This is a genomic window from Frateuria sp. sgz306004 (genome assembly GCF_057750885.1).
The window spans coordinates 132,180-146,767 of sequence record NZ_JBYLFE010000001.1; the positions used below are offsets into that span (position 1 = coordinate 132,180).

The 14,588-nt window shown below is 64.2% G+C and carries 14 protein-coding genes; 8 read left to right on the plus strand and 6 right to left on the minus strand.

Features of this window, described 5'->3' with window-relative positions:
- Positions 1–140 precede the first annotated feature (140 nt).
- The gene (locus tag AC3G2C_RS00560; protein ID WP_488382660.1) at positions 141–1,763 is read left to right on the plus strand and encodes a multicopper oxidase family protein; all 1,623 of its coding nucleotides are present in this window, start codon (positions 141–143) and stop codon (positions 1,761–1,763) included.
- Positions 1,764–1,962: 199 nt separating this feature from the next.
- On the opposite strand, the gene AC3G2C_RS00565 is transcribed toward AC3G2C_RS00560, so the two are convergent.
- Complete coding sequence (locus AC3G2C_RS00565) at positions 1,963–2,637, minus strand: DUF502 domain-containing protein (protein ID WP_488382661.1); 675 nt, start codon at positions 2,635–2,637, stop codon at positions 1,963–1,965.
- Between the two features lie 179 nt (positions 2,638–2,816).
- Here AC3G2C_RS00565 and AC3G2C_RS00570 point away from each other — a divergent pair, with 179 nt between their 5' ends.
- Positions 2,817–3,341, plus strand: a complete 525-nt coding sequence (locus AC3G2C_RS00570; protein ID WP_488382662.1) for an RNA polymerase sigma factor — start codon at positions 2,817–2,819, stop codon at positions 3,339–3,341.
- Positions 3,341–4,003 (plus strand): hypothetical protein, encoded by a 663-nt coding sequence (locus tag AC3G2C_RS00575; protein WP_488382663.1) that lies wholly within the window; start codon positions 3,341–3,343, stop codon positions 4,001–4,003. Before AC3G2C_RS00570 ends, AC3G2C_RS00575 begins: the two co-directional genes overlap by 1 nt.
- Here AC3G2C_RS00575 and AC3G2C_RS00580 read toward each other — a convergent pair.
- Complete coding sequence (locus tag AC3G2C_RS00580; protein WP_488382664.1) at positions 3,961–4,464, minus strand: DUF4442 domain-containing protein; 504 nt, start codon at positions 4,462–4,464, stop codon at positions 3,961–3,963. The genes AC3G2C_RS00575 and AC3G2C_RS00580 overlap by 43 nt on opposite strands.
- A gap of 563 nt (positions 4,465–5,027) precedes the next feature.
- Here AC3G2C_RS00580 and acnD point away from each other — a divergent pair.
- The 3 genes from acnD to AC3G2C_RS00595 all read left to right on the plus strand — a co-directional run bounded on the left by acnD (position 5,028) and on the right by AC3G2C_RS00595 (position 11,145).
- Complete coding sequence (gene acnD / locus AC3G2C_RS00585) at positions 5,028–7,622, plus strand: Fe/S-dependent 2-methylisocitrate dehydratase AcnD (protein ID WP_488382665.1); 2,595 nt, start codon at positions 5,028–5,030, stop codon at positions 7,620–7,622.
- 177 nt (positions 7,623–7,799) lie between these two features.
- A complete protein-coding gene (gene prpF, locus AC3G2C_RS00590) occupies positions 7,800–8,990 on the plus strand; it encodes a 2-methylaconitate cis-trans isomerase PrpF (protein WP_488382666.1) in 1,191 nt (396 codons plus the stop codon).
- A 154-nt stretch (positions 8,991–9,144) separates the two neighbouring features.
- Positions 9,145–11,145: an alpha/beta hydrolase family protein gene (locus tag AC3G2C_RS00595; RefSeq protein ID WP_488382667.1), complete on the plus strand. Its 2,001-nt coding sequence runs from the start codon at positions 9,145–9,147 to the stop codon at positions 11,143–11,145.
- A 63-nt stretch (positions 11,146–11,208) separates the two neighbouring features.
- Here the strand turns inward: AC3G2C_RS00595 and trxA are convergent, their stop codons facing one another.
- Positions 11,209–12,075 (minus strand): thioredoxin, encoded by an 867-nt coding sequence (gene trxA, locus AC3G2C_RS00600; RefSeq protein ID WP_488382668.1) that lies wholly within the window; start codon positions 12,073–12,075, stop codon positions 11,209–11,211.
- A gap of 142 nt (positions 12,076–12,217) precedes the next feature.
- Here trxA and AC3G2C_RS00605 point away from each other — a divergent pair, with 142 nt between their 5' ends.
- Together AC3G2C_RS00605 and AC3G2C_RS00610 are read left to right on the plus strand one after the other, a co-directional pair.
- On the plus strand, positions 12,218–12,859 hold the full coding sequence (locus AC3G2C_RS00605) for a paraquat-inducible protein A (protein WP_488382669.1): 642 nt from the start codon (positions 12,218–12,220) through the stop codon (positions 12,857–12,859).
- Positions 12,856–13,479, plus strand: a complete 624-nt coding sequence (locus AC3G2C_RS00610) for a paraquat-inducible protein A (RefSeq protein ID WP_488382670.1) — start codon at positions 12,856–12,858, stop codon at positions 13,477–13,479. The genes AC3G2C_RS00605 and AC3G2C_RS00610 overlap by 4 nt, the downstream gene beginning before the upstream one ends.
- Before the next feature lie 123 nt (positions 13,480–13,602).
- On the opposite strand, the gene AC3G2C_RS00615 is transcribed toward AC3G2C_RS00610, so the two are convergent.
- Genes AC3G2C_RS00615 through AC3G2C_RS00625 form a run of 3 tightly spaced genes read right to left on the minus strand, consistent with a single transcriptional unit; the run spans position 13,603 to position 14,490 of the window.
- The gene (locus tag AC3G2C_RS00615) at positions 13,603–13,902 is read right to left on the minus strand and encodes a tyrosine-type recombinase/integrase (protein ID WP_488383201.1); all 300 of its coding nucleotides are present in this window, start codon (positions 13,900–13,902) and stop codon (positions 13,603–13,605) included.
- Positions 13,796–14,353, minus strand: a complete 558-nt coding sequence (locus tag AC3G2C_RS00620; protein WP_488383222.1) for a hypothetical protein — start codon at positions 14,351–14,353, stop codon at positions 13,796–13,798. Before AC3G2C_RS00620 ends, AC3G2C_RS00615 begins: the two co-directional genes overlap by 107 nt.
- On the minus strand, positions 14,350–14,490 hold the full coding sequence (locus AC3G2C_RS00625; protein WP_488382671.1) for a hypothetical protein: 141 nt from the start codon (positions 14,488–14,490) through the stop codon (positions 14,350–14,352). The genes AC3G2C_RS00620 and AC3G2C_RS00625 overlap by 4 nt, the downstream gene beginning before the upstream one ends.
- Between the last annotated feature and the right edge of the window lie 98 nt (positions 14,491–14,588).

Genomic DNA, 14,588 nt, shown 5'->3' on the forward strand with positions numbered 1-14,588 from the left:
TGGCGACCCTTTCGGCTGTCGAAAAGCAATTTCAATGTCACTGGAGTGATCAGTGTCGGCGCAAGGTCAGTGTGATCCATGGCGCCCCGGGCATTCGGCCCGGGGCGTTTCGCGTTTTCCATCGTCGGAGTATCTCGCGCGTGCAGGTATCGCGGCGTCGTTTTCTGCAAGGCATGGGCTGGGTCACTGGCGCGGCGGGCATGCGCGCCTGGGGCATGCCCATGCCTATGCACATGTCCATGGCTGCGCACGGCAAGCAGGCGGGTGTGCTGTGTCCGCACGATGTCGCCGAGCAGGCAACGATGCCGCGCCTGCTCGATCCACAGCGGCTCGCAGCATTTGTCGATCCGCTGCCGATTCCGCCGGTGTTGCGTGCCACGGCCGGGCACCCGTTGCATGTGGCGATGCGCGAAACCGAGCAACGCTTTCATCGCGATCTTGCGCCGGCCCAGGTGTGGACTTACGGCGGCAGCATGCCCGGCCCCACCATCGAGGTACGCAGCGGCGAGGCGTTGTCGGTGGAGTGGCGCAACCAGCTTCCCCATAAACATTTCCTGCCGATCGATCACCGCATTTGCGGTGCCGAGGCAGACCAGCCCGAAGTGCGCGCGGTGGTGCACGTCCACGGTGCCCGCGTGCCGGCTGCCGATGACGGGTATCCCACGGATTGGTTCGTGCCCGGGCAGTCGCGTCGCCAGACGTACCCCAATCGCCAGGATGCCGCCACGCTGTGGTACCACGACCACACCATGGGCATCGAGCGGTTAAATCTTTATGCCGGCCTGTTCGGCATGTACCTGCTGCGGGACGATCACGAACTGTCGCTCGGCCTGCCCTCAGGGGAGTTCGAGTTGCCTCTCGTGTTGAGCGACCGGCTGCTGACCGAGCAGGGCAAGTTGTATTACCCAGTGTCCGGCGTGCGTGATGCTCCCTGGGTGCCGGAAGTGTTCGGCAACGCCATGTTGGTCAATGGCGCGTTGCTGCCCAAGTGCGGCGTGCGTGCGCGTCGTTACCGCTTTCGAGTGCTCAACGCGGCGAACGGTCGATTCTTTCGTCTGAGCTTGCGCGGCCAGCGTCCGTTCCAGCAGATTGGCAGCGACCAGGGTTTGCTGGCCGCGCCGGTCACGCAGACCAGTCTCTTCTTGGCCCCAGGCGAGCGGGCCGATCTGGTGATTGACTTCGCTGGCTTGGCCGGCGGCAGCATCGAGTTGATGAACGATGCGCTGCCGTTGATGCGGTTCGATGTCGCCGCAGGACAAGAGCGCGACGACAGCCGTGTGCCAGCTACGTTGCGCGATGTGCCGCGCATGGCGGAATCATCGGCAACCAACACGCGTGTGCTGACCATCGACGAGTACGCCAATTGCGCGGCCGAGCCCATGCTGATGTTGCTGGACGGCAAGCGCTGGCATGACCCGGTGAGCGAAAAGCCGCGCCTCAACAGCACGGAAATCTGGAGCCTGGTGAACCTTACGGAGGACACGCACCCTGTTCACTTGCACCTGGTGCGTTTCCAGGTTCTGGATCGCCGGCCGTTCGATGTGGATGCGTATCTGGATTCAAAGACGCTGCGCTATACCGGGCCAGCGCAAGCGCCGGCGGCGCATGAAGCGGGGTGGAAGGATACGGCGCAGGTGTATCCGGGCATGGTGACGCGCTACATCATCCGGTTCGAGGGGTATGTGGGGCGCTATGTGTGGCATTGCCATCTGCTGGAGCATGCGTCGAATGAGATGATGCGGCCGTTTGAGGTGGTGGGGTAGGTTTTTTGTTTTGGAAAAGGTGCTTTGCTCTGCGCGAGCGGCCCAATCGCCCAACCATCGCCACCGAAGGCCAACGCCCCGCGAAAGGAGCTAAGTCACTGGTGCCCTATCTTTGCGGGAATCGTGAATCAAGACATGCCACGTCGCATGCTTTGAGTCCTATGCGCCACGACGCCCTCGATGCCGCCAACCACCAACCCTACGCGTCATCCTTCAAACCATCGCGCAACGCCGCCGGCGAAGCCGGCAACGTATCCGGGGCCACCGCGCCACCGGAAATAATGAAGGCCATCGCCTGATCCATCGTCCAGTCGGTAGGCGTCAACTCTTCCACCGCCACCACCTCCAGATAGCCACCGGTCGGGTTCGGGGTCGTGGGGATATAGACGGCGGCCATCTCGCGCCCCGTGCCTTCCTCGGTCATCACGCGGGTGACGAAACCCACGACCTTCATGCCCTTGCGCGGGAAATCGATCAGCACCACGCGTTGCACGCCGGAGGGCTTCTGTTGCAGCACGGCCATCAGCTTCTTGGTGCCGCCGTAGATGGTCTGCACCAGCGGAATGCGTGCGAGCAGGGCATCGAAGCCGTCGATCAGGCGCTGGCCGATCACCCGGTTGGCCAGCCAGCCGATGCCATAAAGTGCCAGCAGGGTCAGCAGCAACGCCAGCACGAACAGCACCACGGCGCTATCCAGGGCCGCGGCCGCCTTGGGCGAGGTGGTCGCCAGGGAGGCGAGCAGGGCGGACACCAGCGGGGCGCCGATGCCGGCCAGCAGGCTGAGCACGAATTTGAAGACAACCCAGGTCACCCACAGCGGAATGACGGTGAGCAGGCCGGTAAGCAGGTAACGTTTGAGGCGCAGGCGGGGCATGGGTGGGGCATCCGGGGACGGAGTCGGGCATTGTAGGGGAGAGCCTGTGTTGGGATCGCCGGTTCACCTGAATGCCGGGGAGGGCGTTCGGGCCGTGGATCGGGCGGGCGGTGCTTGCCAGGTGTGATTTTTTCCGGGCGCCAGCGAATCACCTGATCATCAGCGAGCGGATGCGGCGGATGGACAAGCACGATCACCAGCGTTTCGAGAGCCTGTTGCGCGAACACCGGGGCATCGTGTGGAAGGTGGCCGGCGTCTACACGCGCGATGCGGAAGACCGGCGCGACCTGGCGCAGGAGATCTGCGCCCAGTTGTGGCGGGCGTTTCCCCGCTTCGACGAGACGCGTGGGCGCTTCTCGACCTGGATGTACCGCATTGCGCTGAACGTGGCGATTTCCCAGCGGCGCCGCACAGGCGATACGCCGGTGTTGCTGGAATCACTGGATACCGACCATCTGCAACACGTCGGCGCCGAGGGCGTGGACGAGCCGGACGAGCGCATGGCCGCGCTGCACCGTTTTATCGGTGAGCTCGATCCGCTGCATCGCGCGCTGATCCTGCTTTACCTGGAAGACCGCAGCTATGCGGATATCGCCGAAGTGCTCGGCATCAGCATCACCAACGTCGCCACCAAGATCGGCCGGATCAAGCAGCGCCTGCGGGCACAGGCCAGCCAATCGAACCTGGCGGAAGGAGCGCACTGATGGAACTCGATGACCTCAAAACGGCCTGGCAGGCACTGGATCGCCGGCTGGATCGCCAATACGCACTGGAGCTTCACCGCGTCGAGGAGGCCGGGGTGGATCGGGCCCGGCGCCGCCTGCGCCCGCTGCGCTGGGGGCAGGTGGTGCAGATTCTGGGTGGCGTGGCCTTGATCGTGTGGGCGGCCGGGTTCTGGAGTGCCCATCGCGACAACGTGCACTTGTTGCTCAGTGGTGTGTCGCTGCACGTCTATGGCTTGCTGATGGTGCTGGCGGCGGCGCGCAACCTTTACCTGATCGGACGCGTGGATTACGGCGAGCCGGTGGTGACCATTCAGAAGCGCCTGGCCGCGCTTCGCGCCTGGCGCGTGGGCGTGGAGGCGCCGGGTTTCGGTGCGCTGGGCTGCTTTGTGTGGATACCGCTGGTGCTGGTGTTGTTCCAGGTGTGGTGGGGCGTGGACCTGTGGGCGCACGCGCCAGCGGTGGTGTGGGGCTTTTTTGCCAGTGGCGTGGCCTGCCTGCTGGTGTTGCTGGGCATCGTGGCCTGGTCGCGCCGACCCGGGAGGGAGCGTTTCGCTGCCGCCCTGGGCCGCGAAGCGGCGGGCGGCAGTATTGCGCGGGCTCAGGCCGCGCTGGCGGACGTGCTGCGGTTCGAGCGCGATTGATCCTCGCCGGCGCGCGCCTTCGGCTTGAGTCGCACGTAGAGCTGTTTGCGTACCTTGGCCACCACCTCGCCGCCGCGCGTGGTGATGTCCACATCAAACCAGCGCAGCACCTTCTCGCCCTGGGCGGCAGCCTCGCGCAGTTCCGCAACAACCGTCGGTTCCAGCTTGAAGTGGGCGTAGACATCCTCCCGGCCGGGCGCCACGAAATCGATACTGCCTGCCTTGTCCCAGACAAAGTAGTCGTTACCCAGCTGGTGCATGGCCAGCAACATCCAGAACGGGTCGGTCATAGCGAACAGGTTGCCGCCGAACTGGGTCTTTACGTAGTTGCGGTTCCAGGGGCGCAGGCGCAGCACCACCTTGAGCTCGGACCAGTCCTCGGACACGTATTGCACGCGAATGCTGTTGAACAGGAAGGGCGGCCACAGGTTCATCAGGCGGCGGAAGGTGGAAGCGCGCATAGCAGGTCGTTCGAGCATCGGGCGGGCTAGCATACCTCAAGCATACGGTTGCGTATGTTTTGCCTTGTCGCCCCGTGTTGCGCGTTTCCTGGCCTGGGCGGAGTAGGCGGACGACATGCTGTGCTCCGCGCGGGTGTCGTCGCGGCGGGTCGAGTTGTTGGCGTCGTCACCACGACCTTGGTCTAGCGCGCCGCGATGCGTCGATGTGCAAAAGGCAAGAAAAGCGCGGAGTTGCGTGTAGAACACAACGTGACGAAGCGATGCATGCGCTGCGTTGCGCTGGGTCAGTCACGGGCGGCTGCGCTACAATCGCGGGCTGAAGGCGCGGGTGGTTTACCGTGCCTTCGTCATGGGTGAAGTGTTCGCCTCCCTCGCCGACGCATGGGCCTCGCCCAGCTGCCGGAGGTCGTGCAGGCCGCGCTTTCATCCGCCCTGGCGCGCGCGGCTTGGGTCCCCGGGACTCGCCGCACGCGCCGGTCGAACAGCGGTTGGCGCAGCCGGCGGGCGTACGCCGTGTGTCGGCCTGTGCTCCGCCGAACGTCACCTCTAGGGTTCCCCACATCATGAATACCGCCTACCGCACCTCCTTGCCTGGCACGTCGCTGGACTATTTCGATGCGCGCGCCGCTGTGGATGCGATCCAGCCGGGCGCCTATGACGGGCTGCCTTACACCTCGCGCGTGCTTGCCGAAAATCTGGTACGTCGCTGCGATCCCGCGATCCTCACCGACTCGCTCAAGCAGCTCATCGAACGCAAGCGCGAGCGCGACTTTCCGTGGTTTCCTGCGCGCGTGGTGTGCCACGACATTCTCGGCCAGACCGCGCTGGTGGACCTCGCCGGCCTGCGCGACGCCATTGCCGAGCGCGGCGGCGACCCGGCCAAGGTGAACCCGGTGGTGCCGGTGCAGTTGATCGTCGATCACTCGCTGGCGGTGGAGTGCGGCGGCTTTGACCCGAACGCGTTCGCCAAGAACCGCGCCATCGAGGATCGCCGCAACGAGGATCGCTTCGACTTCATCAACTGGACCAAGAAGGCCTTCGAGAACGTCGACGTGATCCCACCGGGCAACGGCATCATGCATCAGATCAACCTGGAGAAAATGTCGCCGGTGATCCAGATGCAGCAGGGCGTGGCCTATCCCGATACCTGCGTGGGCACCGACAGCCACACGCCGCACGTGGACGCGCTCGGCGTGATCGCCATCGGCGTGGGTGGCCTGGAGGCGGAAAACGTCATGCTCGGTCGTGCCTCGTGGATGCGCCTGCCCGATATCGTGGGCGTGGAGCTCACCGGCAAGCGCCAGTCGGGCATCACGGCCACCGATATCGTGCTGGCCCTCACCGAGTTCCTGCGCAAGGAAAAGGTGGTGGGCGCTTACCTGGAATTCCGCGGCGAAGGCGCTGCCAGCCTGACCCTGGGCGACCGCGCGACCATCTCCAACATGGCACCGGAATATGGCGCTACCGCGGCGATGTTCTTCATCGACGGCCAGACCATCGACTACCTGCGCCTGACCGGTCGCAGCGACGAGCAGGTGAAGCTGGTCGAAACCTACGCCAAGGCCGCCGGCCTGTGGGCGGACACGCTGGCCCACGCGCAGTACGAGCGCACGCTGAGCTTCGATCTGTCCTCCGTCGTGCGCAACATGGCTGGGCCGTCCAACCCGCACAAGCGATTGCCCACGTCCGACCTCGCGGCACGCGGCATCGCCGGCCAGTGGGAAGAGCAGCCCGGCCAGATGCCCGATGGCGCGGTGATCATCGCCGCCATCACCAGCTGCACCAACACCAGCAACCCGCGCAACGTGATCGCCGCTGCCTTGCTGGCACGCAATGCCAACGCGCGCGGCCTGACGCGCAAGCCGTGGGTGAAGAGTTCGCTCGCCCCCGGTTCCAAGGCCGTGGAGCTGTACCTGAAAGAAGCCAACCTGCTGCCGGACCTGGAAAAGCTCGGCTTCGGCATCGTCGCGTTTGCCTGCACCACCTGCAATGGCATGTCCGGCGCGCTCGATCCCAAGATCCAGCAGGAGATCATCGACCGCGATCTGTACGCCACGGCGGTGCTTTCCGGTAACCGCAACTTCGATGGCCGCATTCACCCGTATGCCAAACAGGCTTTCCTGGCCTCGCCGCCGCTGGTGGTGGCTTACGCCATCGCCGGCACCATCCGCTTCGACATCGAGAAGGACGTGCTTGGCGTCGATGCCAACGGTCAACCGGTGACGCTCAAGGACATTTGGCCCAGCGACGAGGAGATCGATGCAATCGTGTCCTCCAGCGTGAAGCCCGAGCAGTTCCGCAAGGTGTACGAGCCGATGTTCGCGCGCACGGGGCACACCGGTACGAGCGCCGCTCCGCTGTACGACTGGCGTCCGCAAAGCACCTACATCCGCCGTCCGCCGTACTGGGAAGGCGCGCTGGCCGGCGAGCGTACGCTCAAGGGTATGCGTCCGCTGGCCGTGCTGGGCGACAACATCACTACCGACCATCTCTCGCCGTCCAACGCAATCCTGCTCAACAGCGCGGCTGGTGAATACCTCGCCAAGATGGGCTTGCCGGAAGAGGACTTCAATTCGTACGCCACCCATCGCGGCGACCACCTCACCGCGCAGCGCGCGACGTTCGCCAACCCCACGCTCATCAACGAAATGGCGGTGGTGGATGGTGAAGTGAAGAAGGGTTCGCTGGCCCGCGTGGAGCCGGAGGGCCAGGTGATGCGCATGTGGGAGGCCATCGAAACCTACATGAACCGCAAGCAGCCTTTGATCGTGATCGCCGGTGCCGACTACGGCCAGGGCTCGTCGCGTGACTGGGCGGCCAAGGGCGTGCGACTGGCGGGTGTCGAGGTGATCGTGGCCGAAGGCTTCGAGCGCATCCATCGCACCAACCTGATCGGCATGGGCGTGCTGCCGCTGGAGTTCCTGCCCGGCACCAACCGCAAGACGCTGGCCATCGATGGCACCGAAACGTTCGATGTGGTCGGCAAGCGCACGCCGCGCGCGGAGCTCACGCTGGTCATTCATCGCAAGAACGGCGAAACCGTCGAGGTGCCGGTGACGTGTCGCCTGGATACCGCCGAGGAAGTGTCGATCTACGAAGCCGGTGGCGTGCTGCAGCGTTTTGCGCAGGACTTCCTGGAGGCCTCGCAGGCGGCGTGATCGGCTGCCTGCGTTACGGGTACTCGCCGATCCACACGTGATTTCCGCGAAAGCGGGAATGATGGCCTCCTGGCTGGCATGGCAAGTGGAAGGCGAGGCCCGATAGCATCACTCGTATTCGTCACCAAGCCTGCGGTCTGTGCGCAGGCTAGGCCCCGTCAAGACAGGACAACACCGATGGCATCGCTTCCCCAGATCCGCATTCCCGCCACGTACCTGCGCGGTGGCACCAGCAAGGGCGTGTTCTTCCGCCTGCAGGATTTGCCAGAGGCCGCCCAGGTGCCCGGCGCCGCGCGCGATGCGCTGCTGCAGCGCGTGATCGGCAGCCCCGATCCGTACGGCAAGCAGATCGATGGCATGGGTGGCGCAACGTCCAGCACCAGCAAGACGGTGATCGTCTCCAAGAGCAGCCGCCCGGATCACGACGTGGACTACCTGTTCGGCCAGGTGGCCATCGACAAGGCATTCGTGGATTGGAGCGGCAACTGCGGCAACCTCTCGGCGGCGGTGGGTCCGTTCGCGATTGCTGGCGGTCTGGTGGACGCCGCGCGCGTACCGCGCGACGGCGTGGCCACGGTACGCATCTGGCAGGCCAACATCGGCAAGACCATCATCGCCCACGTGCCCATGACACACGGCGCGGTGCAGGAAACCGGTGACTTTGAACTCGATGGCGTGACCTTTCCCGCCGCCGAGGTACAGCTTGAATTTCTCGACCCCGCGGCCGAGGAAGAGGGGGCGGGCGGCGCCATGTTTCCTACCGGGCACCTCGTGGACGACCTGGAGGTGCCGGGTGTCGGCACGCTCAAGGCGACGATGATCAACGCGGGCATCCCCACCATCTTCGTGGACGCGGCGGCCATCGGCTACACCGGCACCGAATTGCAGGAGGCGATCAACGGCGATGCCAAGGCGCTGGCCATGTTCGAGACCATCCGTGCGCACGGCGCGCTGCGCATGGGCTTGATCGCCTCGCTCGACGAAATCGCCACCCGCCAGCACACGCCGAAGATCGCTTTTGTCGCCAAGCCGGCCGACTACGTGTCTTCCAGCGGCAAGTCGGTTTCCGCCAGCGACATCGACTTGCTGGTACGCGCCATGTCCATGGGCAAGCTGCATCACGCCATGATGGGCACCGCGGCCGTCGCCATCGGCACGGCGGCAGCCATTCCGGGCACCCTGGTGAACCTTGCCGCCGGTGGCGGCGAACGCCAGGCGGTACGTTTCGGCCACCCCTCGGGCACGCTGCGCGTGGGCGCCCAGGCAAGCCAGGTCGACGGCACCTGGATCGTTACCAAGGCCATCATGAGCCGTAGCGCCCGCGTGTTGATGGAAGGCTGGGTGCGCGTGCCTGGCGACTCGTTCTAAGACACGTTGGCAGACTGAAGCGGCGACACCGGTGCGCCGCTCCGTCATCCTTTGCCGCTCTGTAGCGAAGGGAGTATCGACGGCCGTCAAGGGCTCTCTCATACTCCCGCATCAAGCGCTACGTGGGACGTTGCGCAACAGGGGAGGGATGATGATGAAGTGGATGCTCGGACGCCGTGCGCCTACGTTGATGATGTGGCTTGGTTGGACGGCAGCGGCTTCGGCCGGAACCGTGTCCTTCGAGGACTTGGCCAAGCACATGCAGTACGGGGAAGTAAAGATCTCCGCTGACGGCCGCCACTTAGCCGCCACGACGGTCGTCAAGGACAAGCCGATGCTCGCGCTGATCGACCTGGACACCCAGAAGGGTGCCATGGTGACGCCGCGCGAAGGCAATCAAGTGGTCGACTTCTGGTGGGCTAACAACAATCGCGTGCTGTATACCGAGGGTACCAAGGTCTCGGGTTTCGATCGGCCGTTCGGCACGGGCGAAATCTTCGGGATCAATGCGGACGGTACGGGTGCGGCTCTGCTGTTTGGCTATCGCGCGGGTGGTACTTCCAACAGCGCCACCATGATCAAGCACGTTCAGTCGGAGCGTGCCAGCGCCGAAGTGGTTTCCACGCTGCGCGACGACGACAACCATGTCTTGATTGCCGTCAATCCCTGGGACGACGGTGCGGATGGCTCGTTCACCACAGCGTATGTGATGGATGTGCGCGACGGTTCAAAGCGCATGGTCGGCAAGGCGCCTATCCGCAATGCCACGTTGTTGGCCGATAATCACGGGCAGGTGCGCTTTGCTGGAGGGATGTCCAGCCAGGGACAGCCGCAGGTGTTCTACCGCGAGGCCGAGGGTAAGCCCTGGAAGCAGATTGCGGTGGGCACGAATGATCACAGCGTAGATTGGCCGCTCGAATTCAGTCGCGACGACAGCGTGGTGTACATGACCTGTGGAGCCGCCGGCAAGGTGGCCGCATTGTGTCCATGGGACACCGCCACGCAGACGCTGAAGGCCCCTGTTTGGAGCAGTGCGACGAGCGTTGTTGAGCGCCTCGTATATAGCCTTGATGGACGCGATGTGGTCGGTGTTTACACCGAGCCCGGCACACCGGCGATCGAGCCCTTCGTTGCCGACTCCGATGCCATTAAAGCCATTGCTACGCTTTCGCGCGCTTTGCCTGGCCAAAGTGTGCGTATCGTCTCCAGTACACGGGATGGTAGTAAGGCTATCGCGCTCGCTGCCTCAGACATGGATCCGGGCACGTTCTACCTATGGAACAGCGCGACCGGTAAGGCAACGTTGCTGTTCAAACGAGCTGCCTGGATCAAACCGGATCAAATGGCCGCGATGCAGCCCGTAGACATCAAAGCACGCGATGGTGTGCCGCTACATGGGTACCTGAGCATGCCGCCGGGTCGCGAAGAGGCCAAGCACTTGCCGTTGGTGCTCTACATCCATGGCGGCCCGTTTGGTGTTCGCGATTACTGGCGATTCGACCCCAGCGTGCAGATGATGGCGACACGGGGTTACGCGGTGCTGCAAGTGAACTATCGCGGCTCGGGCGGTTATGGATACGGCTTTGAGCGTGCCGGTTATCGCGAGTGGGGCGGCAAGATGCAGGACGATGTCACCGATGCCACGCATTGGGCCATCGACCAGGGCATTGCGGACCCGAACCGCATCTGCATTTTCGGCGGCAGCTACGGCGGTTACGCTGCGCTGGAGGGTGCAGTGAAAGAGCCGTCGCTCTATCGCTGTGCGATTGGTTACGTCGGCGTGTACGACCTCAGCCTGATGTACACGCAGGGCGACGCGTCCAACGTCACCTCCAGCAAGAACTATCTGCGATCACGCCTGGGCGACGATGCACAGGTGCTGGCGGCTCGCTCGCCGATCAACCAGCTGGAGAGCCTCAAGGCCAACGTGATGTTGATTGTGGGCGGGCAAGATACGCGGGTGCCGCCAGAGCACGGCCAGAAACTGCACGCCGCTCTGCAAAGTCGCGGTATTGCCCACGAGTGGCTGTACAAGGCCGACGAAGGGCATGGCTTCTACAGCGAGAAGAACACCGCAGAGATGTTCGAGCGGGTGAACCAGTTTCTGGATCGCAACATCGGCGCTGCGTCCGGTAGTGCGGTGGGTTCGAACTAGTCGGCTAGTGCTCGCTGGGGTTGAATTCCAAGCGGGGCGCCCTTGGCGCCCCGCTTGTTCTTATCAGAACACCAGCGACGCCATGCGGCGGCGGTAGCGGCCGACGAGCTCGGCGTCGTCCAGCGTGGCGAAGGCGGCCAGCAGGCGCTTCTTGGCCTGGCCGTCGTTCCAGTCGCGGGCGCGTTCGAGCACGGCCAGGAACTGGTCCAGGCCGGCGGCTTCCTCGCCTTCCAACAGCAGGCGCACGCCCAGCAGGTCGCGCGCCTCCCAGTCGGCGGCATTGGCCTGCACGCGTTGCTGCAGTTCGGTCAGCGTGGGGGCGCCTTCGAGCGCGCGGGCCAGGTCGAGCTGGTTGCGCAGGCGCACCGCGCGGGCGTCGGTGGCCAGGTTGGCGGGCAGGGCGGCCAGTTCGGCTTCGGCGGCGCTAGCCTGGCCGACGCGCATCAGGGCCAGCGCGAGATCGAGCTTCAGTTCGGCGTTGTCCGGTTCGGCGGCAATGGCTTGCTGCAGTCGGTTGATGGCGTCGGTCGGCGACTCCGGGGCCGCTTCGGCGGTATCGCTGCCCGGGGCGCCGTCCAGCGGCTGCACGTGACGGGTCAGGAACTCACGCAACTGGCCTTCCGGCAGCGCGCCGGCAAACCCGTCCACGATCTGCCCGTCCTTGACCAGCATCACGGTGGGGATGCTGCGGATGCCGAACATGCCGGCCAACTGCTGCGACTTGTCCACATCCACCTTGGCCAGGCGGAACGCGCCGTTGAATTCAGCGGCCAGCTTTTCCAGCATCGGGCCCAGCGTTTTGCAGGGGCCGCACCAGGTGGCCCAGAAGTCCACCAGAATCGGGGTGGTCAGCGAGGCTTGCAGTACCTCGGCTTCGAAATTGTCCTCGCGCACGTCAAAGACATGCGTATCGGCGGTCGTGGTACTCACTGGGAACTCCCGTTGACGAATGGCCCTCACATCAGGGCCGCCGGGAAGCATATCAAGGTCGCCCGGTTGCACGGTCGGGATGCTGAACACGGTGTCTAACGGCCTATCGGCGTTTGCCCTCGATATTTGCGAAAATCCCCCGATGACCACGCCAGTGCAGTGCCGACCAACCGATATCGCGCCGCCCCGGCTCTGGATCTGCGAGCATTGCGATACGGTGTATCAGCGACGCGAGTTGGCCTGCGGCGAGGTAGCCCGTTGCGCGAGGTGCGACGCCATTCTGGCGCGCCACCACAGTCTGGGGGTGCGGGGCATGCTGGCCCTGGTGATCACCGCGATGATCGCCTTTACCCAGGCCAATATCTGGCCGATCGTCACCCTGGGGCTCAATGGTCAGTTGATCAGCACCACCCTCTGGGGCTGCATCGTGATGATGTGGAAGGACCATTCGCAGGTGGTGGCGGTGATTTCCGCCTGCACCCTGTTCTTCTTTCCCATCGGCAAGATGCTCTTGCTGGGTTGGGTGCTTCTGTATGCCCGTTCGGGGCGGCGTGCACCGGGCTTTCGCCTGGCCATGGTGACCCTGTATCGCATCGGACCTTGGACGATGAGCGAGGTGTTCGTGCTGGGCACCCTGGTAGCCATCGTCAAGGCGCACATGTATTTCGATGTGATCCCCAACGCCGGCGTGTTTGCTTACGGTGTACTGATGCTGATCATCACCGCGTTCGCCAGCATCGATGTGCGGCGCCTATGGGACCTGACCGAGGAGCGGCCCGCATGAGTCGGCTACCGCGGGCCAGGGAGCTGGGCGTGATCGGCTGCCATGTATGTGGGCTGGTTTGTCGCGACATCAGCGTGCCCGATGCCGCCTGTCCGCGCTGCGGTTGCGCGCTGCACCGGCGCAAGGCAGCCAGCTATACCAAGACCTGGGCGCTGCTGATTGCCGCCTTCTTTTTCTACATACCCGCCAATGTGTTGCCGATCATGCGCACGGTCAGCGTGGGCGACGTGGACGACAACACCATCCTCAGCGGCGTGATCGAGCTGTGGGTGAAAGGCTCGCCGGACCTGGCGATCATCGTGTTCACGGCCAGCATCGTGGTGCCGGTGCTCAAGTTCTTCGCCCTGGGCCTATTGCTGATCAGCTCGCAGCGCGGCAGCGGTTGGGCTCAGCGGCAGCGCGGCAAGCTGTACCGGCTGGTGGAGTTCATCGGCTATTGGTCGATGCTGGACGTGTTCGTGGTGGCGTTGCTTACCGCGTTGGTGCAGTTCGGTTTTTTCAGCCAGGTGGAACCACTGCCTGGCGTGGTGTTCTTTGGGCTCACCGTGGTCATTACCATGATGGCCTCGATGACGTTCGATCCGCGATTGATCTGGGATGGCAGGGACTTCGATGACTGACCATCCCGCAATTGAGTCGCGCCCCATCGTTTCCCGAAATTACAGTCACTTAGGTACTCGAACGGGCCTTTGATATGACTCAAATGGAGCCTTCCTGTCTCGGGTGGCTCCCCTTGAATCAACTCAGGTGCCGTGACGTAGGCGGTTGAGGGCTCCCGCCGCGCGAACCATCTGGCTTGTCTGTACGTGGGCATTGACGGCTGGCGTGGTGGCGAGCGCGGTGTGGCCCAGCCACTCTTGAACCAGCTTGATATCCCCGAAGGCAGTGAGAAGACGCGTGGCGCACGTATGGCGGAGGCTGTGGATCGCGCAGTCGTCATCGTCGATCTCCGCCTTGGTCTTGGCGTCGAGCCATATATGACTGGCCCGGAACTTGTTGAGGTCGGTGAAGGGACCGCCTGGGATGCCCAGGCAGGCGTCCAGGGCGGCGCGGCACGCCATTGGTAATGGGTACGGTGCGTATCTTGCCGGTCTTCAGCTCAGCGGCACGCCAGGGGCGTATGAGGCCGTACTCGATGTCACCCTCTGAGTCTGCCTCGCTGAGATCGGGGAGCATCAGGTCAGTCCACCGGATGTTCAGGGCCTCACTGAGGCGCATGCCGGACTCCACGAGGACCACACAGAGCTTGTGGTAGCGGTGTGCGTCCTTCATGCGGCCCTTGCCGCCCTGCTTCGGCGGAGGAGCGCTGTCGAGCTTCAGCAGCTCAGTGAACGGCCTGTCTTCCTGCTCGTAGCTGAAGACGAACGTGCGCGCTGTGTTCTCTTGCAGGTACTTGAACTTCAGCGGTATCGGTACTTCGTTCGGGAAGGCCCGCATGGCACCGCTCAGCGTCGCGAGGCGTCGGTAGCGGCCATCCCACGCTACGGTGGTCACTTGGCCTGCTTCGGGGGATTCACGCCGACGTGGCCGCCACTCGGGATGCCACCGGGGATACCGTTAGGCGACGTGGAGGTCTTCTTGCCGAACAGGCGGGCGAAGAAGGATTTGATGCGAGCGATGATGGTCTTCATGGGGTTTCCTTACTTGGTCGAGAGAGAACCGCCTGCGGCGGTGAAGAGCGAGCGCAGCTTGTCGAGGGCTACCTCGCGCGCTGGCCGTAACCTGCGCT

Bases quoted from the DNA above. Each gene is read 5' to 3' on its own strand.
- acnD (WP_488382665.1), top strand. From the start codon at position 5,028: ATGAATACCGCCTACCGCACCTCCTTGCCTGGCACGTCGCTGGACTAT.
- AC3G2C_RS00575 (WP_488382663.1), top strand. From the start codon at position 3,341: ATGGAACTCGATGACCTCAAAACGGCCTGGCAGGCACTGGATCGCCGG.
- prpF (WP_488382666.1), top strand. From the start codon at position 7,800: ATGGCATCGCTTCCCCAGATCCGCATTCCCGCCACGTACCTGCGCGGT.
- AC3G2C_RS00625 (WP_488382671.1), bottom strand. From the start codon at position 14,490: ATGAAGACCATCATCGCTCGCATCAAATCCTTCTTCGCCCGCCTGTTC.
- AC3G2C_RS00570 (WP_488382662.1), top strand. From the start codon at position 2,817: ATGGACAAGCACGATCACCAGCGTTTCGAGAGCCTGTTGCGCGAACAC.
- AC3G2C_RS00605 (WP_488382669.1), top strand. From the start codon at position 12,218: ATGACCACGCCAGTGCAGTGCCGACCAACCGATATCGCGCCGCCCCGG.
- AC3G2C_RS00610 (WP_488382670.1), top strand. From the start codon at position 12,856: ATGAGTCGGCTACCGCGGGCCAGGGAGCTGGGCGTGATCGGCTGCCAT.
- AC3G2C_RS00595 (WP_488382667.1), top strand. From the start codon at position 9,145: ATGAAGTGGATGCTCGGACGCCGTGCGCCTACGTTGATGATGTGGCTT.
- AC3G2C_RS00565 (WP_488382661.1), bottom strand. From the start codon at position 2,637: ATGCCCCGCCTGCGCCTCAAACGTTACCTGCTTACCGGCCTGCTCACC.
- AC3G2C_RS00580 (WP_488382664.1), bottom strand. From the start codon at position 4,464: ATGCGCGCTTCCACCTTCCGCCGCCTGATGAACCTGTGGCCGCCCTTC.